General features: G+C 66.8%; 15 protein-coding genes. 9 read left to right on the forward strand and 6 right to left on the reverse strand.

Features of this window, described 5'->3' with window-relative positions; genetic code table 11:
* Positions 1–153 precede the first annotated feature (153 nt).
* Positions 154–516: a fe2+ zn2+ uptake regulation protein gene (locus tag ACZ899_RS07090; RefSeq protein ID WP_110737627.1), complete on the forward strand. Its 363-nt coding sequence runs from the start codon at positions 154–156 to the stop codon at positions 514–516.
* 36 nt (positions 517–552) lie between these two features.
* On the opposite strand, the gene ACZ899_RS07095 is transcribed toward ACZ899_RS07090, so the two are convergent.
* Positions 553–741, reverse strand: a complete 189-nt coding sequence (locus tag ACZ899_RS07095; protein WP_011533313.1) for a hypothetical protein — start codon at positions 739–741, stop codon at positions 553–555.
* A gap of 434 nt (positions 742–1,175) precedes the next feature.
* On the opposite strand from ACZ899_RS07095, the gene ACZ899_RS07100 reads away from it, so the two are divergent.
* Positions 1,176–1,556, forward strand: coding sequence for a Mor transcription activator family protein (locus tag ACZ899_RS07100; RefSeq protein ID WP_232855220.1), 381 nt, complete (start codon positions 1,176–1,178; stop codon positions 1,554–1,556).
* Positions 1,557–1,574: 18 nt separating this feature from the next.
* On the opposite strand, the gene ACZ899_RS07105 is transcribed toward ACZ899_RS07100, so the two are convergent.
* Genes ACZ899_RS07105 through ACZ899_RS07115 form a run of 3 tightly spaced genes read right to left on the reverse strand, consistent with a single transcriptional unit; the run spans position 1,575 to position 7,692 of the window.
* Positions 1,575–5,249, reverse strand: coding sequence for a translocation/assembly module TamB domain-containing protein (locus ACZ899_RS07105; RefSeq protein ID WP_442800036.1), 3,675 nt, complete (start codon positions 5,247–5,249; stop codon positions 1,575–1,577).
* Positions 5,246–6,988, reverse strand: coding sequence for an autotransporter assembly complex protein TamA (locus tag ACZ899_RS07110; RefSeq protein ID WP_234562495.1), 1,743 nt, complete (start codon positions 6,986–6,988; stop codon positions 5,246–5,248). The genes ACZ899_RS07105 and ACZ899_RS07110 overlap by 4 nt, the downstream gene beginning before the upstream one ends.
* 53 nt (positions 6,989–7,041) lie before the next feature.
* Positions 7,042–7,692, reverse strand: coding sequence for a GNAT family N-acetyltransferase (locus ACZ899_RS07115; RefSeq protein WP_062574305.1), 651 nt, complete (start codon positions 7,690–7,692; stop codon positions 7,042–7,044).
* A gap of 163 nt (positions 7,693–7,855) precedes the next feature.
* Here ACZ899_RS07115 and xthA point away from each other — a divergent pair, with 163 nt between their 5' ends.
* The 5 genes from xthA to ACZ899_RS07140 all read left to right on the forward strand — a co-directional run bounded on the left by xthA (position 7,856) and on the right by ACZ899_RS07140 (position 15,575).
* Positions 7,856–8,668, forward strand: a complete 813-nt coding sequence (gene xthA, locus ACZ899_RS07120; protein ID WP_232855224.1) for an exodeoxyribonuclease III — start codon at positions 7,856–7,858, stop codon at positions 8,666–8,668.
* A 420-nt stretch (positions 8,669–9,088) separates the two neighbouring features.
* A complete protein-coding gene (locus ACZ899_RS07125; protein WP_234562494.1) occupies positions 9,089–9,967 on the forward strand; it encodes a formylglycine-generating enzyme family protein in 879 nt (292 codons plus the stop codon).
* Positions 9,968–10,097: 130 nt separating this feature from the next.
* The gene (locus ACZ899_RS07130; protein ID WP_234562493.1) at positions 10,098–11,762 is read left to right on the forward strand and encodes a cyclic peptide export ABC transporter; all 1,665 of its coding nucleotides are present in this window, start codon (positions 10,098–10,100) and stop codon (positions 11,760–11,762) included.
* Between the two features lie 230 nt (positions 11,763–11,992).
* Positions 11,993–14,437 carry a TonB-dependent siderophore receptor gene (locus ACZ899_RS07135; protein ID WP_234562492.1) on the forward strand — a complete coding sequence of 815 codons (2,445 nt, stop codon included), beginning with the start codon at positions 11,993–11,995 and terminating at the stop codon, positions 14,435–14,437.
* 130 nt (positions 14,438–14,567) lie between these two features.
* Positions 14,568–15,575 carry a GlxA family transcriptional regulator gene (locus tag ACZ899_RS07140; protein WP_203646867.1) on the forward strand — a complete coding sequence of 336 codons (1,008 nt, stop codon included), beginning with the start codon at positions 14,568–14,570 and terminating at the stop codon, positions 15,573–15,575.
* Positions 15,576–15,683: 108 nt separating this feature from the next.
* Here ACZ899_RS07140 and ACZ899_RS07145 read toward each other — a convergent pair whose 3' ends face one another.
* Positions 15,684–16,199, reverse strand: coding sequence for a thioredoxin family protein (locus ACZ899_RS07145; protein ID WP_442800039.1), 516 nt, complete (start codon positions 16,197–16,199; stop codon positions 15,684–15,686).
* Between the two features lie 19 nt (positions 16,200–16,218).
* The gene (locus tag ACZ899_RS07150; RefSeq protein ID WP_203646871.1) at positions 16,219–16,494 is read right to left on the reverse strand and encodes a DUF2790 domain-containing protein; all 276 of its coding nucleotides are present in this window, start codon (positions 16,492–16,494) and stop codon (positions 16,219–16,221) included.
* Positions 16,495–16,713: 219 nt separating this feature from the next.
* On the opposite strand from ACZ899_RS07150, the gene ACZ899_RS07155 reads away from it, so the two are divergent.
* Together ACZ899_RS07155 and ACZ899_RS07160 are read left to right on the forward strand one after the other, a co-directional pair.
* Positions 16,714–17,454, forward strand: coding sequence for a response regulator (locus ACZ899_RS07155; RefSeq protein WP_050705623.1), 741 nt, complete (start codon positions 16,714–16,716; stop codon positions 17,452–17,454).
* The gene (locus tag ACZ899_RS07160) at positions 17,451–18,737 is read left to right on the forward strand and encodes a sensor histidine kinase (protein WP_186733277.1); all 1,287 of its coding nucleotides are present in this window, start codon (positions 17,451–17,453) and stop codon (positions 18,735–18,737) included. The genes ACZ899_RS07155 and ACZ899_RS07160 overlap by 4 nt, the downstream gene beginning before the upstream one ends.
* Positions 18,738–18,744 lie beyond the last annotated feature (7 nt).

Genomic DNA, 18,744 nt, shown 5'->3' on the forward strand with positions numbered 1-18,744 from the left:
GGATGAAAATTTTACGGTCGACGCGAGGCTGCAACGTTCTCAACAGAACGTGTCAGATTTTTTTCACCGAGGGTTGCAGTTTTGTCGATCTCATTCGTCTTTAGATGTGAGGCACCCATGATTTCGGGACAGTCCACGAAAAGGAGCATTCACATGTATAACCCGCAACAAACGCTATCGGCGCCGCCCGCCCCAGGCCAGGCCGCCGCCCCCCAGGAGGAACGCGTGGGCAACGAACAGATCCGCGAGCTGCTGCGCGCCTATGGCCTGCGCACCAGCCTGATCCGCCTGAAGGTCATCGACGCGCTGCACACCGCCGGGCGCAATGGCCGCAGCATTGGCGTGCGCGGCGTGCATGCGCAACTCGAGCAACTGGATATTCCCTTGTCGTTCCTGAGTGTGCGCGAGGTGCTCAAACGCCTGTGCAGCGAAGGCGTGATCAGCCTGGGCAGCGACAAATGCTACAGCCTCAACCCCCAGGCCTGGGCCGTGCTCGAGCAACCCGTCTCGCGTTGAGCGCATGGCCGGCAAGGATATGCCGGCCCGCCCGCCTCAGGGCTTGACCTTGCGCCGCAGGATCCCGTTGATCACCACCACTACCACCGCGATGGCGATGGCGATGTACTGGAACGTCTGCTCGCTGATAGTGCCCTGCTTCTGCAGGTAGCTTAGGCCGAGCATGATTCCCAGGACCACCAGGATGATCAGGATCGAGTATTTGAGGCGCTGCACGTGGGTCATCGGAAATTCCTTGCGACATCGGGGACATGAGGCTCCAGCGGAGCCGACGCCATGATACCTCGCCCGCTTTTCCCCCGCTGAAGTTCCTGCCTGCCTCCTTTTCCTGCACATACCTCCTCACCCCAGGACCCCGGGCGTGTCTGCGCGCGAACGCCTGGGTCATCCACCCAAACCGCCATCATGGAACCCCTTCACTAGACGATTTGGGGCCTGTAGCTAAAGGGTGAAGGCGTTTCCTACTTCACGCTATCAGGCTGCCCGCAAACAACAGGCAGTTGCGACTACAAGCTCCGGTCCGCTTCACGCCTAGCGACCCTTTCCGCTGCTGTTCGAAAATCGGACCACGCCACTCGGACCGCCACCTGTGGCCGACCACGCCGCAGCCAACCGGGCCTCGGCGTCTGCCAAACCTACATGACGGAAGGAACCATTTCGTGGAAACGCCAGACCTGAGCAATATCGACATCACCCAACTGCCTCAATCGCTGCAGGCGCTGATCGAGTGCGTCGGCCTGGACAGCGCCTACCGCCTGACCTGTGCCTTCGGCGGACGACCCAAGTACATTCCCAAGCACCGCGACCGCAGCAAGCTGGCCGATGTGCTGCCATCTGCGGCGCTCGACGCGCTGATCGAGCGCTACGCCGGTCTGGCCCTGGAAATCCCCAAGCCCGACCACTTCCAGCGCCAGTTACGCAACAAGCAGATCCAGAAGGAAAGCGCCAGCGGGCTGTCGCGCAGCCTGCTGGCCAACAAGTACGGTCTGAGCTTGCGACAGATCGGCAACATTCGGCGTCAGGAGTGCCATGCCCGCTAAGCAGGCACTCCACCGGGCTCAGAAATCGCGCTTGTAGAAGATGTCCAGCGAGCTGGCCAGGCCGCTGGCGGCCTCGAGGTAGACCTTCTTGCTGAGCTTGTAGCGCAAGGCGATGGTGTTGGCCGGCTCGAATACGCCGACGCCATAACGCAGGCTAAGCCGCTCGGTAAGATTGCCGCTGGCCACCACGCTGGTCTTGTTGCCCGTGCCCTGGGTGTCGAGCTGGAAGTCGTCGATGCCCAGGTTCGAGGCCAGGCCGCCGGTCAGGCCGGCGCTGCCCATCAGGCCCAGGCCCAGCGCCGCCTCGGCAAGCATGTTGTTGTCCTCGCCGGAGCTGTTCAGCGGCCGGCCCAGCACCAGGTAGGACAATGCCTGCTCCTGGCTCATCGCCGGCTCCGAGAACACCTTGGTGGTCGGCTGCTCGGCGCTGCCGCTCAGGCGGATGCCGGCAATCACCTCATCGACCTGGCGGATGGCCTCGATGTCCAGGTACGGCTGGTCGATGGGCCCGGCGAACAACAGGCGCGCGCGGCGGATGGTCAGATTCTGCCCATACTGCCGATAGCGCCCGTCGGCCAGGCTCAGTTCGCCGCGGGTGTCGAGGTTGTCGCCGATATGTACATGGCCCAGCAGGTTGGCGGTAAGGCCGAAGCCCTTGAACGACAGTTTTTCGCTGCCGACCTCGACATCGATGTCCATGGCCACCGCCATCGGCGGCTTGCCCTGCTCGGTCTGGTGGCCGACGATCACCGTGTCATCCGAGACCTTGACCGTGGACGGCGGCAACTCGCGCACGGTGATCTTGCCCTTGGGCACCAGCACCTTGCCGGTGACCGCCAGGCGGTCGTCCAGCAGGCGGATGGTCAGGTCGGGCGCCACCTCCAGTGCCGCGTACGGCTCGACACTGACCGGCAGTTGCTGGCCCTGCAGGCGCAGGTCCATGCCCAGCGCCTGCCCCCAGGTCAGGTGACCGGCCAGTTGCCCACGGCCGGCGGCGCCGCTGCGCCAGTTGCCGTTCAACTGCACCTGCTCACCGGCGATCAGTGCCTGCAGCGACAGGTCCTCGAGGCTGACCGGCAGTTCCGCGCCGCTGACTTCGCCGCCGCTCAAGGCCAGGTTGCCATTGACCTTGGGCGCCAGCAGGCTGCCCGACAGGCGCCCGCTGCCATTGAGCTGGCCGGCCAGGCGCTCGACCATCGGCAGGAACGGGCGGATGACCGACAGATCGAGCCCGGCCAGGCGGAAGTCGCCGGAAAGCGGCTTGTTGCGGCCCAGCGGGTCGATGCGGGCATTCAGGTTCAGCTCGCCCAGGCGCTCGCCACGGAAATCCACGCGGGTGTCGACCCGGCGTGGCGCCAGGGTGCTGTCCAGGCGCAACACCTGGTAGGGGAAGTCGATCCAGCGGTCCTTGTCGCGCACCCGCAGGGTACCGCCGCCGGCATCGATGCGAATGCTGCCCTTGGGGCCACTGGACGGGATGTCGAGGTTGATGTCGGCGTTGAGCAGGCCGTGCCAGGCGAAGTCCTTGGGCAGCCACTGCGCCAGGCTGTCCAGCGGGAACTGCTTGAGGTGGTAGCGCAGGCGCGGCTCCGGCGCCAGACGCTGGTCCTCTCCACACAGGCTGGCCTGCCCGGAGCGCCAGCAGTGGGCACCGAAGTCGAGCTGGCCGCTGGCCAGGCGTTGCAGGCGCGCTGGTGCCTGCAACTGCCAATCCTGGCCGCCGGCCTGGATGCGCCCGCTGGCCAGGCGGCCCCGCCAGTCGCCCTTGCTCAAGGCGCCATCCAGCGCCAGGTCGAGCTTGAGTTGCGAGCCATCAAGGGCCAGCGTCGCAGCCTGCTGGCGGATATCGCCCTTGCCTTGCACATCGAGGCTGCCCAGGGCGGTGTCCCCCAGGCGGATCCCGCCGGCCTTGAGCGTCAGCTGGCCGCGCTGGGCGCTGTCCAGTCGCGCGTCGAGGTCCAGGCGCTGCACGCGGTTGTCGGCCTGGCCCAGTTGCTGGCCCTGCAGGGCCAGGGTGCCCTGGGGCGCGGCCAGGGTACCGGCCAGGTCCAGGCGGCCCTTGGCCTGCCCTTGCAGTTGCGGCCAGAGCTGGCCCAGGCGCGGCAGGTCGAGGTCGATGCGCCCGGCCAGGCGCTGCTGCAGGCTGGCGCTGCCGCTGATGCGGTTGTCACCCAGCTGCACCGCCAGGCTGCCCAGGGTCCAGCGCTCGCCGGCGCCCTCGGCGTCGACCTTGACCAGCGCCGACTGGCCGCGCAGGCGACCCTTGAGGTCCAGCTGCGCCTTGAGCGCCAACTGCTCGTGCTTGAGCTCGCCCTGGCTGCGCAGCGGCCCGGCCAGGGTGCCCGGCAGCTCCGCCAGCCAATAGGCCGGGTCCAGCGCCGACAATTGCAGGTCGACATCCCAGGCCAGGGTGTCGGCGAAACGCAGGGCGACACTGCCCGCGGCCTTGCCCTGCCCCGCGCTGAGCAACAACTGCGGCAGGCGTACCTGGCCCAGGTCGCCCTCGAACGGGCTGGCCAGGCTGAAAGCGCCCGCCGGACCGTCCAGGTCGCCGTTGAACGCGCCCTTGTAGTTGCCGTCGCGGTACTGCACCTGGGCGTTGAAGCGCTTGAGGGTGACCTGGGGCGGCTGTTCCAACGGATACAGGCGCAACCAGGGGAAGTCCAGCCAGTCGAGGCTAGCCTCGGCGCTCAGGCCTTGCTGCCAGTCGGCGCTGGCCTGCAGCTTGAGCCGCTGCGTGTCGCTGGCATTAAGGTCCAGGGCATCGACCCGTGCGCCCTTGGCGTCCACCTTACCGGCCAGCACCAGGCCCACCGGCCCTTGCTCGGCGGGCAAGGTGGCCGAGCCTGAGAGCTGGTAGCCCTTGAGCAGGTCGCCCTGGGCATCGAGCTTGAGCTGGTTCAGCTGCAGGGTGTCGGGCAACTCGCCGGCGGGCTTGAAGGCCTCCGAGCGGATGCTCAGGCGGGCCGGCAGGTGCTCGGCCAAGGCCTGCAATTCACCGTTCAACCGGGCATCCAGGTAACCGCTGCTGGTGGCCTCGATGACGAGGGTCTGCTGCAGCTCGCCCTTGGCGTTCAATGCCAGCTGCCACGGCTTGCCATCCACTGTCGGCAGTTGCAGCGTGCCCTGCAGCTGCAGCGGCCAGTCACCCTGGGGCGTTAGGTCGCCTTGGACATCCAGGTGCAGATCGTCTCGGCGCAGTCGCAGGCTGTCCACCCGCAGCCCGCTGGCGGTCCAGTGCGCGGCCAGGCTCAGGTCGCCCAGCAGTTCGCTGCCATCCAGGCGCAACTGGCCCACCTTGACCTCGCCCAGTTCGATGGCCAGCGGCAGGTTCAGCGCCGGCAATTGCAGCGGGCCGCTGTTGGGGTTGTCCTCTCCCGGCGCGAAGGCCATGTCGATGCGCTCGGCCTGCAGGCGCTCGATGCACAGGGTGGCACGCAGCAGGCAGGCCGGCGACCAGGCCAATTGTGGCGTCAGCAGCTCGACCCGATCGTCGCCGGCGGACCAGCGCAGCAGGCTGGCCTGCCAGCTGCCGCCAAGGCGCCCGGTAAAATCGCTGACCTCGAGCCCCGGCACCCGCGCCAGCGCCCAGCGGCTGCCCGCCTGGGTGCCGAGCACCAGCCCCAGCGCCAGGACGATCAGCACCAGCAGGCCCGCCAGCACCAGCAGGATCGGTTTGAACACACGCATCACAGCTCGGGCCCCATGGAGAAGTGCAAGCGAAAACCACCGTCATCATCCAGCGCGCGGGCCAGGTCAAGGCGCAGCGGCCCGACCGGCGACACCCAGCGCACACCGATGCCGACACCGGTCTTGAGGCTGGGGAACTCCAGCGAATTGAACGAGTTGCCCTGGTCGACGAAGGTCGCCAGGCGCCATTTTTCCGCGATCGAGTACTGGTACTCGGCGCTGCCGGCCACCAGGTAGCGGCCGCCGATGCGGTCGCCCTGGTTGTTCTTTGGCGACAGCGACTGGTAGTCGTAGCCGCGCACGCTCTGGTCGCCACCGGCGAAGAAGCGCAGCGACGGCGGGATGTTCTGCTGGTAGCCGTTGGTGGCGCTGCCGCCGAACTGCACGCGACCGAGGAAGCGATGGTTCTGGCCCAGGGTGGTCAGGCCCTTGAGCAGCACGTTGCCGTGGATCAGGTTGGTGTCCGAGCCCAGGCCTTCCTTGGCCGCCTGCAGGTCGAACTGCAGGCGGTAGCCGTTATGCGGGTCGATGCGGTTGTCGCTGCGCAGGTACGAAAAGCTGACGCCCGGCATCAGCAGGTTGCTCAGCCCCGAGTCGTCACCCAGCCGATATTCCTCGCGCTGGTACTTGAGCGAGATCACCCGTTGCCAGCCGCTGGGCAGCTTGCTGTGCCACTCGGGGCCAACGGTGAGCAGCTTGCTCAGGGTGTCGGTGCCGGAGATCTCCTCGTTCTGGTAGCCGCCGGCGAAGCGCAGCTTGTCGGTGAGCGGCGGGTCCAGCGGGATGTCGTACCACAGCCCGACGTTCTGCCGGGGCGCCGACAATTCGGTTTCCCACCCATAGCTGTGCCCTTGCGGGTTGACCCAGTGGCGGGTCCAGTTGGCCTTGCCGCGCGGCCCGACGTCGGTGGAAAAGCCCAGGCCCAGGCCCAGGGTGCGCGGCTTGCGGGTATCGAGGCGCACATCCACCGGGATGTCCTCGCCCACTGCGGCGGTGGGCGCGGCGTCCACCCGCACGCTGTCGAAGTAGCCGCTCGATTGCAGGTCGTTGTTGAGTTCGGCGATCAGTTCAGAGTCGTAGGGGGTGCCGGGCTTGAACGACACCATGCGCTGCAGCAGGTCATTGTCCAGCGGCGCGTCGCCGCCGAAGGTCACCGCGCCCAGGCGGTAGCGCGGGCCGCTCAGGTAGACCAGCTCGATGTCGGCCACGCCGGCCTGCGGGTCCACCGCCAGGCGCTGGCGCTCGAAACGGCCGGCGAAGAAGCCGTAGCGCGACGCCTGGTTCTGGATCAACCGCTTGGCATCCTCGTAGATGCCGTGGTTGAGTTGCTCGCCCGGGCGCAGCGCCTTGCTGTCGGGGATGCGAAAGGCCTTGAGTTCGCTGGCCGGCCCGTCGACGCGCACGGTCACGTTGCGCAGGCGCACAGGCTCCCCGGGCTCGACCCGGATGATCAATTGCGCGGGTTTGTCCTTGTCGCTGGCGGGCTTGACCTCGGTCTCGACCCGCGCCTGGTAGTAGCCCAGGGCCTGGGCGGCCTTGCGCGTCTGCTCCTCGGCGCCCCGGCTGAAGCGCAGCAAGGCTTCTTCGTCGCGCTCGCCCAGGCTGCCGATATACCCTTCTATATTGGACTTGAGCGCCTTGTTGGCGGGTTTGACCCGCACCAGCAATTCGCTCTGCGCCCATGCCATGGAGCTGGCGGCCAGCAACAGCAGGCCCCAGCCAAGTCTTCCTGAATACGTCATGCGCGGCATGCTACCAGAGCAAAGGGGTCAAGAGGGTTGTCGGCAACCACCTGTCACAGGTTCGCCACCCTGGACGAGCGGGGATTGGGGTGGAAGAACACCCGCTCCCTGATCGGTCCCACCGCGATCTCGCCGATCTCTTCATAGCCCTGGCGCTGGTAGAACGCCAGGTAGTGCGCATTACCGGTGTCCAGCACCACGCCCTCGGTGCTGGCGTCCTCCGCGCACCAGTCGTGCACGGCCTGTAGCAATTGTTCGCCGTAGTGCTGGCCCTGGAACTGCGGGTGCACGCCCAGCAGCGGCAGGACATGGACATTGTCGCCCGGCAGGCAGCCGGCCAGCGCGGCCTGGTAGTCCAGGTAACGCCGGGTGCAGCGCAGGCCGGTGCCGAGGATCATGCGCAGGCGCCAGGCCCAGCTGTCGGCCACGCCCAGGCGCCGCTGTGGCGGCACGATCAGCGCCAGGCCGATCAAGCGGTCCTCCAGCAGCAGGCCGATTGCCGGCAGCTGCAGATAGAAGTGCTGGCGCACCCACTCGCGCACCATCACCCGCAGGCGACGCTCGTAGCCGGGGCGCTGGCCCTCGAACAGCCAGGCGAAGGTCGGCTCGTGGCGATAGGCATGGTAGAGCAGCGAACGCGCCTCACGGGCGTAGCCGGCGTCGAGCAGGCAGGTGCGGGCCGGGGCGGCGATGACGTCGGGCATTGCGGGCAGTCCTCCTGGAATGGGCGTACAGTGCCTTGGAGCCAGATTCCGGCGCTGGGTTCACCTCCTCCAGCACGTTAGCAGTGCCCGACGCGCGGCGCCATGCTGGCCGTGGCCGGCGATGTCGGCTAGCATCCGTGGCTTTTACCAGGATCATCTTTCCATGAAGATCGTCTCGTTCAACATCAATGGCCTGCGCGCCCGTCCGCACCAGCTGGCGGCGCTGATCGACAAACACCAGCCGGACGTGATCGGCCTGCAGGAAACCAAGGTCAGCGACGATCAGTTCCCGTTGGCCGACGTCGAGGCGCTCGGCTACCACGTGCACTACCACGGCCAGAAGGGCCACTACGGTGTCGCCCTGCTCTCGCGCCAGGCGCCGCTGTCGTTGTTCAAAGGCTTTGCCAGCGATGAAGAGGACGCCCAGCGCCGTTTCATCTGGGGCACCTTCGCCGATGCCGACGGCACGCCGATCACGGTCATGAACGGTTACTTCCCCCAGGGCGAGAGCCGCGACCACCCCACCAAGTTCCCGGCCAAGCAGCGCTTCTACAGCGACCTGCAGGCCCTGCTCGAAGGGCAGTTCAAGAATGACCAGCCCGTCGTGGTGATGGGTGACCTGAACATCTCGCCCCAGGACTGCGACATCGGCATCGGCGCGGACAACGCCAAGCGCTGGCTGAAGACCGGCAAGTGCAGCTTCCTGCCCGAGGAGCGCGAGTGGATGGAGCGGCTCAAGGGCTGGGGCCTGGTCGACAGCTTCCGTCACCTGCACCCGGAGGTGGCCGACCGCTTCAGCTGGTTCGACTACCGCAGCCGCGGCTTCGAGGACGAGCCCAAGCGGGGCCTGCGCATCGACCTGATCATGGCCTCCCAGGGCTTGCTGCCACGGGTCAAGGCCGCCGGGGTCGACTATGAGCTGCGGGGGATGGAGAAGCCTTCGGACCATGCGCCGATCTGGCTTGAGTTGGGTTGAGTTGAGGCGCTAGCGCTTGACTGTAGCCTTGCAGCGCTCTCGAGATCGAGCGCCGCCCGCGCGGCGCATCGCGGCGCAAGGCCGCTCCTACATCTGTTTCGGGCCAGTCAATCCTGTGCCATTACCTGGTCCGCCTTGTTGGTCCGACGCGGTTCCAGCGTGGGCACCGCTGCCGCTTCACCTGCCTCAAGGCATGCACCAAGGCGGGCGCCGCCTCACTCTCAGGCATAACTGGCCCGAAACAGATGTAGGAGCGGCCTTGCGCCGCGATGCGCCGCGCGGGCGGCGCTCGATCTGATAGGCGCCACACCTCTCCCGCCAAACACTTGTTACAACCCACCCTTAAACATCGCCTCGTTCATTTCGTCCATCAGCACGAACTCCCGCTGTCTGCCCAGCAACCCTGAACAAGGCTTCCCCATGACCGCACCCCTGAACCGCCTCACCCTGGCCGCCCTGCTGGTCGCCTGCAGCCTGCCGGCCCTGGCCGCGGCGCCCGCGCACAAACCCGGCACGGTGTTCCGCGACTGTGCCAAGACCTGCCCGGAAATGGTGGTGCTGCCCGCCGGCAGCTTCATGATGGGTACCCCGGACGACGAAAAAGGCCGACAGGACGACGAAGGACCGCTGCACCAGGTGACCTTCAAGAAGGCCTTTGCCGTCAGCCAATACCAGATCACCAACGGGGAATGGAAAGCCTACCTCAAGGCCAGCGGCTACAAGGTCCCCAACGGCGACACCCGCCCGGGCCGCGAATGCATCGCGGGCGTGCCGCGCTACCAACAGGGTGACCGCCAACCCGCCGTGTGCCTGAACTTCCACGAAGCCGAGGCCTACGCCTCGTGGCTGTCGAAGAAGACCGGCAAGGTCTACAAGGTGCTCAGCGAGTCCCAGCGCGAATACGCCGTGCGCGGCGGCAGCACCGGGCCGTTCCCCTTCCCGCTCGATGACAACGACGAGCAGAAGTACCAGATCTCCAAGCACGCCAACACCTACGGCCCCACGGACGGTTTCTCCTTCACCTCGCCCGTCGGCAGCTTCCCGCCCAACGCCTTCGGCGTCTACGACGGCCACGGCAACGTCTACGAGTGGACCCGCGACTGCTACGTCGACAGCTACGCCACCGCCCCCACCGATGGCAGCCCGCAGACCAACAGCAGCGAATGCGAGGACCGCCGGGTGATCCGCGGCAACGACTACACCGAGGCGCCGATCTTCTCCCGCTCGGGCAACCGCAACGAACGCAGCTCCACCCTGCGCGGCGACTGGATCGGCTTCCGTGTCGCCCGCGAGCTCTAAGCCCTCCCCACTTCCGGCGCCCCTGGCGCCGGATCCGCCTCGCCACTAAATCCGCGCAAAACCCTCTCGTCTACCAAGATCAGGGCCTGGTCCGCCGCCCTGCGCCAACGAATACTCACGAGATGACTCCATGACGTCCAAGACTCCCAGCCTCGCCCAGGAAACCCTGCGGATACTCAAGCCGTTCTGGATGCTGGTCGCGCTTTCGGCGGCCCTCGGCGTGGTCAGCGGCCTGAGCGTCACCGCCCTGCTGGCCACCATCAACAGCGCGATGAACGCCGTGGACGGGCCGGACACCCGCACCGCCCTGCTGTTCGGCGGCCTGTGCCTGCTGACCCTGGCCTGCTCCACCGGCTCGAACCTGCTGACCAACTACGTCGGGCAGAAGGTGGTGGCGCGCCTGCGCCGCGAACTGGCCGCCAAGGTGCTGGTGGCGCCGATCGCACAACTGGAGCGCTACCGCGCCCACCGCCTGATCCCGGTGCTGCTCAATGACGTCAGCACCATCAGCGCCTTCGCCCTGTCAGTGGCGCCGATGGTCATCGCCTTCACCGTCACCCTCGGCTGCCTGTCCTACCTGGCGCTGCTGTCCTGGCAGATCCTGCTGGTCACCGTGCTGACCGTGGTGATCGGCACCGGCGCGCAGTTCCTCGCCCATCGCCACGGCATGAAGAACATCCTCACCGCGCGCAACAACGAAGACGAGCTGCAGAAGCACTACCAGGCCCTTTCCGGCGGCGCCAAGGAGCTGCGTATCCAGCGCCAGCGCCGCCAGCATATGCACGACCAGCTGATCCACGGCGCCACCGAACGCATCTGCAAGGCCAACATCCGCGCGGCGAACATCTTCGTCAGCGCCGAGACCTTCGGCTCGATGCTGTTCTTCGCGGTGATCGGCATCGCCATCGCCTTCCAGGCCTTGTGGCCGAGCACCGACAAGACCGTGCTGGGTGGTTTCGTGCTGGTGATGCTGTACATGAAGGGGCCGCTGGAACAGCTGATCACCAACCTGCCGAGCATCAGCCGGGCACAGATCGCCCTGCGCCGGATCGCCGAACTGTCCCAGCGTTTCTCCTCGCCCGAACCGCACCTGCTGGTCAGCGACCGCGCGCCACAGGTGACAGAGGTCGCCTCCATCGAACTGCGCCAGCTGCGCTATGACTACCCTCAGGTCGAAGGCAGCCAGCCGTTCCACCTGGGTCCGGTGGACCTGACCATCCGCCAGGGCGACATCGTCTTCATCGTCGGCGAGAACGGCTGCGGCAAGACCACCCTGATCAAGCTGCTGCTGGGCCTGTACACCCCGCAACAGGGCGAGGTCCGCCTCAACGGCGAGACAGTTACCCCGCAGCGCCTGGACGACTACCGCCAGCTGTTCACCACCATCTTCGCCGACTACTACCTGTTCGACGAACCGCTGCCGGGCCTCGCCGAGCTGCCGCCGGAGGCCGCCAAGTACCTCGAACGCCTGGACATCGCCCACAAGGTCGGGATCCGCGACGGCAGCTTCACCACCACCGACCTGTCCACCGGCCAGCGCAAGCGCCTGGCGCTGATCAACGCCTGGCTCGACCAGCGCCCGGTGCTGGTGTTCGACGAGTGGGCCGCCGACCAGGACCCGGCCTTCCGCCGGGTGTTCTACACCGAGCTGCTGCCGGAGCTGAAGCAGCAGGGCAAGACCATCATCGTCATCTCCCACGACGACCGCTACTTCCCGGTGGCCGACCAGCTGGTGCGCATGCACAGCGGCAAGATCCTGGTCGAACGCAACCAGGAACCGGCCCTGCCCGCCTGACCCCTCCTCCACGGGCGGTGGCCCTGTCACCGCCCGCGCCGCTTAAATTCCCCGCCGCACCGCTCGTTCCCCTATTGCCGCACGCTGAATCAACCCTGCCTACAGGGAAGTCGCAGGTCACGCCTCTACCAACCGCAATAATTATTTTTCCGGTTTTGGCATTCGCATGCGTCCTACTCGCAACGGAATAATTTTCATTTACTTTGCGTACCTTGAGCCAGAGCATAAAAATGCCAATACCAGCCAACACCCTGACCCCTTTGAGCAAAGCGCTGATGCTGCGCCGGATGCTGCGCTCCTCGCCGGCCATGGCCACCCTCGGCCTCGCCCTGTCCCTGCCGCTGGCCGCCCAGGTGCAGGCCCAGGAGCAGGACTTCGACATTCCGGCCCAGTCGCTGGCCAGCGCTCTGCAAGAGCTGGGTCGCCAGGGCAACCTGCAGGTGCTGTTCAGTCCGGAAACCGTCCAAGGCCTGCGCAGCAGCCCGGTCAAGGGCCGCTTCTCGCCAACCCAGGCAGCTGGGGAGCTGCTCAGGAACAGCGGGATTCGCTACAGCGTGCAGGACAACACCCTGATCATCAGCGGCGCGGCGGAGTCCGGTTCGGCCATGACCCTGGACGCCACCACCATCAACGGCCAGGTGCTCGGCGCCACCACCGAGGGCAGCAACTCCTACACCACCGGTGCCGTGACCATTGGCAAGACCGCGCAATCGCTGCGTGAAACCCCGCAGTCGGTGACCGTGGTCACCCGCAAACTGATGGACGACAAGAACCTGGTCTCGCTGGACCAGGTGATGGCCCAGACCACCGGTATCACCCGCGCCAACCGCGGCTACGGCAACCACCACTTCAGCTCCCGTGGTTTCGACCTCACCGACGAAAGCTACATGGTCGACGGCGTGCCCGGGCAGGCCTATGCCTACACCGGCTGGATGACCCCGGACATGGCGATCTTCGACCGCGTCGAAGTGCTGCGCGGTGCTTCCGGCCTGCTGGTCGGCGCCGGCAACCCGGGCGGTGCGGTGAACCTGGTGCGCAAGCGCCCAACCGCCGACCCGCGCTTCACCGTGATCACCCGCGCCGGCTCCTGGGACAACTACCGCCTGGACCTGGATGCCAGTGGCCGCCTCAACCCCCAGGGCACCCTGCGCGGGCGCATGGTCGCCTCCTATGAGGACCGCGGCTACTTCACCGACGTCACCAAGTCCAAGCGGCCACTGCTGTACGGGATCGTCGAGGCCGACCTGAACGATGCCACCACCGTCGCCCTGGGCCTGCGCCGCCAGACTTCGCGCATCGACGGCTACAGCGTGCTGGGCATCCCCAACAACCCCGATGGCAGCAACCCGCACCTGAAGCGCTCGACCTACCTGGGCCAGGACTGGACCAAGCTGCAGACCGACATGGACGAGGTGTTTGCCGACCTCACCCACCGTTTCAACGACAACTGGACCGCCAAGCTGGCGCTGTCCCATTCCGAGGGTGGCTACAACCGCAGCGCCATCGAGTGGGGCGCGCGGGAAACCCTGGAGTACAACGCTCCCGGCGGTCCGACGGTCAACACCGTCAGCTATCACAAGTTCGATGTGACCTCCAATGCCGTCGACGGCCACCTGGACGGCACCTTCGAGGCCTTCGGCCTGACCCACCAGTTGACCCTCGGCGCCAACTGGTCCAAGCGCAAGATGAACGACAAGGACAACACCATCGCGCTACCGAGCCCGATCCCGCTCAATGTGTTTGATCCCAATCACAGCAATATCCCTGAGCTGCAGCGTAACGGCTGGAAGTCCATGGACGACACCATCGACACCCGCTACGGCACCTACCTGAGCGCCCGCCTGCACGCGACCGAAGACCTGAGCTTCGTCCTCGGTGGTCGCCTGAGCTGGTACAAGAACGAAGCCTGGAACGGCCCGAAGGTGACCACCAGCCGTCAGGATGAAGAATTCACACCCTTCGTCGGTGCGATCTACGACCTGAACGACCAGTGGTCCTGGTACGCCAGCTACGCCGATATCTTCCTGCCGCAGGCCAACTACCGCACCGTCAGCGGCAGCGTGCTCGACCCGTCCATCGGTTCGAACTACGAAACCGGTATCAAGGGTGAGCTGTTCGACAAACGCCTTAACGTGTCCTTCGCCGTGTTCTACATCGAGCAGGAAGACGTGGCCCAGCAAGACGCGGCCAACCGCGGCAAGTGCCCGACCGACCCGGCCGGCCGCTGCTGGACCAACGGCGATGGCATCAACCGCAGCAAGGGCTTCGAAGCCGAGGCCACCGGCGAACTGCTGCCGGGCCTGCAGGTCGCGGCCGGCTATACCTACAACACCACCAGTTCGTCCGAGGGCGGCCCGATCTCGGCGCAGACCCCGAAACACATGGTGCGCGTGAACACCAACTACACCTTCCCGGGTGAATGGAACCGCCTGAGCGTCGGCGGTGGCGTCTCGGCGCAGAACTCCTACGTCGATGCCTACAACGAGGCGTACAACAGCGGCCGTGCGATCTTCGACGCCCGCGCCGCCTACAAGCTCGACGAGCACTGGACCGTCGGCGTCGACATCGAGAACCTGTTCGACCGCAAGTACTTCGACTCCATGGGCTACTGGACCCGCGGCACCACCTACGGCACCCCGCGCAGCTACATGTTCACCCTGCGCGGCGACTTCTAAGTCCCGCGTTGCATGACCGGCGCCCCCTCTCGAGGGGGCGCTGTGCTTTCAGCGCCAGCGAGCGCCGCTGTTGTCTTTCCCCGCGTCCCGCCGCACACTCGTGCGCGCCAGCCAGGAAGCGGAGTCCGCAGTGCCCACGCCACGCCAGTTCAGCAAGAAGACCAGCACCAGCAACATGCTGCGGCTCAAGTCCGGCGATGCCGGCAACCAGCGCCCCTACCGCGTCGACTTCGTCCTGCTCGAGCATTTCTCCATGGCCAGCTTCACCGTGGCGATGGACGTGCTGGTCACCGCCAACCTGCTGCGCACCGACAGCTTCACCTCCACCCCGCTGTCCCTGGCGGGCGATCGCGTGCTCAGCGACCTGGGCCTGGAACTGGTGGCCAGTCCGCTGGCGCCGCGCAGCCTGCAGGACCTCGACCTGCTGGTGATCTGCGGCGGCCTGCGCACACCCTTGAAATACCCCGACCTCGACCGCCTGCTGGGCGATTGCGCCAGCCACGGCATGACCCTCGGCGGGCTGTGGAACGGCGCCTGGTTCCTCGGCCGCGCCGGGGTGCTCGACGACTATGGTTGCAGCGTGCACCCCGAGCAGCGCGCCAGCCTGGCCGAGATCAGCCCGCAGACACGCATCACCCCGGCCAGCTTCACCCTCGACCGCGACCGCCTGAGCGCCGCCAGCCCCAACGGCGCCATGGAGCTGATGCTCGGGCTGGTGCGGCGGCTGTACGGCGATGCCCTGGCCGAAGGCGTCGAAGAGATCCTGTCGTTCTCCGGGGCGCGCTATCGCCAGGTCGGACCGGGGGCGAAGAAGTCCATGAGCCTGCACCTGCGCACCATCGTCGAGCTGATGGAGAACAACCTCGAGGAGACCCTGAGCCTCGACCAGCTGGCCACCTACTCCGGGCGTTCCCGGCGGCAGATCGACCGCCTGTTCCAGGCCCAGCTGGGCACCTCGCCCCGGCGCTACTACATGGAGCTGCGCATCACCAAGAGCCGACGATTGCTGCAGTATTCGGACCTGTCGGTGATGGAGGTGGCGGTGGCCTGCGGGTTCGTCTCGGTATCGCACTTCAGCAAGTGCTATGCGGCGTATTTCGGCTATCCGCCGTCGCGGGAGCAGCGGCTAGGGGAGTGAAGTTGCCTGGGCCGGCTCTATCGCGGGGCAAGCCCGCTCCCACGCTATCACTGCACGGACGGCGTGGGAGCGGGCTTGCCCCGCGATAGGGCCAGAGCGGACAACGAATCAACCCGGCTCATTCAACAACGCCTGAATCACCCCCTCCTGCCCCGCATAATCACCCTCGCCAAAGTGCACATGGCGCACCTGCCCCTTGCGATCGACAAAATAATGCGCCGGCCAGAACTGGTTGCCCCAGGCGTTCCAGATCCGGTAGCCATTGTCCACCGCCACCGGGTAGGCGATGCCCAGTTGCTGCACCTGGGCCCGGACATTGTCCAGGTCGTGCTCGTAGTCGTACTCCGGCGTATGCACCCCGACCACCACCAGCCCCTGCTCGCCGTAGCGCCGCGCCCAATCATTGACATGGGGCAGGCTGCGCCGACAGTTGATGCAGTCGTAGGTCCAGAAGTCCACCAGCACCACCTTGCCCTTGAGCGCGGTGCCATCCAGCGGCGGCGAGTTGAGCCACTGCTCGGCCCCCGCCAGCGACGGCATGGGGCCGTAGCTGTCCCTGGCCAGCAGGTGGCCGGCCAGGCCCAGCCCGAGCAGGGCCAGGGCCACGCCGCCGGCCTTGAGCAGGCGGCGCTTGCCGCGCGCCTCAGTTGTCATGGCAGCCACTGGTGGCGTAGGAGCGGTACTCGACACTCTGCGGCTTGCCCTGGGAGTCGAGGTAGTCCATGCGAGTCTTCACCGGCCCGCAGGTGGTGCCTGGCTCATCCTTCACCGACAGCACTTTCTTCACATCCAGCCGGTCGCCGTAGCGGTATTGCATCACACTGGCGTCGTTCAGCGAGCTGCTGCTGGCCTGGGCCGTCAGGGCGCCGAGGCCGAGGACGGCAAACAGGGCGGCGCTGGCGAGGGTCTTGAGGTTCATGGCGTGTCTCCTTGTGCGGATTCTGGTTTGGGAAGGCTTTACTCCCCGGTCGAGAGCCATTTCACGCCTGCCAGGTATCGCGCATGTGTCCGGCCAGGGGCCGCCGTGCTTCTTCCTGTATCTGTGTCGCCAGCAGATACACTGCAATACAAACCCGGGCAGGCAAGCCCGGATCCACTCGGTACACTGCGCCCATTCCCCACGTACAAGGACACCCCGATGGAACACGCCGATCACATCCTGATCGTCGACGACGACCGCGAGATCCGCGAACTGGTCGGCAACTACCTGAAGAAGAACGGGCTGCGCACCAGCATCGTCGCCGATGGCCGGCAGATGCGCGCCTTCCTGGAAAACAACGCCGTCGACCTGATCGTCCTCGACATCATGATGCCCGGCGACGACGGCCTGCTGCTGTGCCGCGAACTGCGCGCCGGCAAGCACCGCAACACGCCGGTGCTGATGCTCACCGCGCGCAACGACGAGACCGACCGCATCATCGGCCTGGAGATGGGCGCCGACGACTACCTGACCAAGCCGTTCTCCGCCCGCGAGCTGCTGGCGCGGATCAACGCCGTGCTGCGCCGCACGCGCATGCTGCCGCCGAACCTGACCATCAGCGAGAGCAGCCGGCTGATCGCCTTTGGCCCATGGCGCCTGGACACCACCGCCCGCCACCTGCTCGACAACGAAGGCACCCTGGTGGCGCTATCGGGTGCCGAGTACCGCCTGCTGCGGGTGTTCCTCGACCATCCGCAGCGGGTGCTCAGTCGCGAACAGCTGCTCAACCTCACCCAGGGCCGCGAGGCGGACATCTTCGACCGCTCCATCGACCTGCTGGTCAGCCGCCTGCGCCAGCGCCTGGGCGACGACGCCCGCGAGCCGACCTGCATCAAGACCGTGCGCAGCGAAGGCTATGTGTTCTCGCTGCCGGTGCAGCTGCTGGAGTCGCCGGCATGAAATGGCCGCGCACCCTGGCTTCGCGCCTGGCCCTGATCTTCTTCACCGGGCTGGTGCTGGCCTACGGCCTGTCGTTCAGCCTGCAGGCCTACGAACGTTACGTCAGCAGCCGCTCGATGATGCTCAGCAACCTGGAGCTGGATGTCTCGACCTCGGTGGCCATCCTCGACCGCCTGCCCGCCGCCGAGCGCCCGGCCTGGCTGTCACGCCTGGAGCGACGCACCTACCGCTACCGGCTGGACGGCGGCCTGCCCGGCGAAGCCATGCCCAGCGCCGACCCGCCGATGGCCGCCGAGTCGATCGTCAAGGCCATCGGTGACCGCTACGCCCTGACCTTCCAGGAAATCCCCGGCCCCAACGCGCACTTCCAGGCTCACCTGCGCCTGGCCGACGGCGCGCCGCTGACCATCGACGTCACCCCTGCCCCGGTGCCGGTGGCCACCTGGCTGCCGGTGGTGCTGCTGATCCAGCTGGCGGTGCTGCTGGCCTGCACCTGGCTGGCCGTGCGCCTGGCCATCGGCCCGCTGACCCGCCTGGTCCAGGCGGTAGACAACCTCGACCCGAACAGCCCCGGCCCGCAGCTCGACGAGAGCGGCCCACGCGAGGTGCGCTACGCCGCCGTTGCCTTCAATGCGCTGCAGGCGCGCATCGGCGCCTACCTCAAGGAGCGCATGCAGCTGCTCGCCGCCATCTCCCACGACCTGCAGACACCGATCACGCGCATGAAGCTGCGGGTCGAGCAGATGGACGACGGCCAGGAGAAGGACAAGCTGGCGCACGACCTGGACGCCATGGAACACCTGGTGCGCGAGGGCGTGGCCTATGCCCGCAGCATGGACAGCGGCACCGAGGCGCCGTGCCGGGTCAACCTCGACGCCTTCCTCGACAGCCTGGTATTCGACTACCAGGACAGCGGCGCCCGGGTGGACCGCCGCGGCAGCGCCCAGGCGACCCTGCAAACCCGCCCCCATGCCTTGCGCCGGGTGCTGGTGAACCTGGTGGACAATGCCCTCAAGTTCTCAGGCGCCGCGCAGCTGGAGGTGGGCTGCGAGAACGGCGTAACCCTGATCCGCGTGCTCGACGATGGCCCGGGCATCCCCGAGGCGGAACTCGACGACGTGCTCAAGCCGTTCTACCGGGTCGAGGGTTCGCGCAACCGCAGCACCGGCGGTACCGGGCTGGGGCTGGCGATCGCCCAGCAACTGACCCAGGCCATGGGCGGCAGCCTGACCCTGCGCAACCGTGCCGAAGGGGGGCTGTGCGCGCAGGTCGAACTGCGCTGAAACGCGG

This window comes from Pseudomonas sp. TE31087 (genome assembly GCF_057284075.1).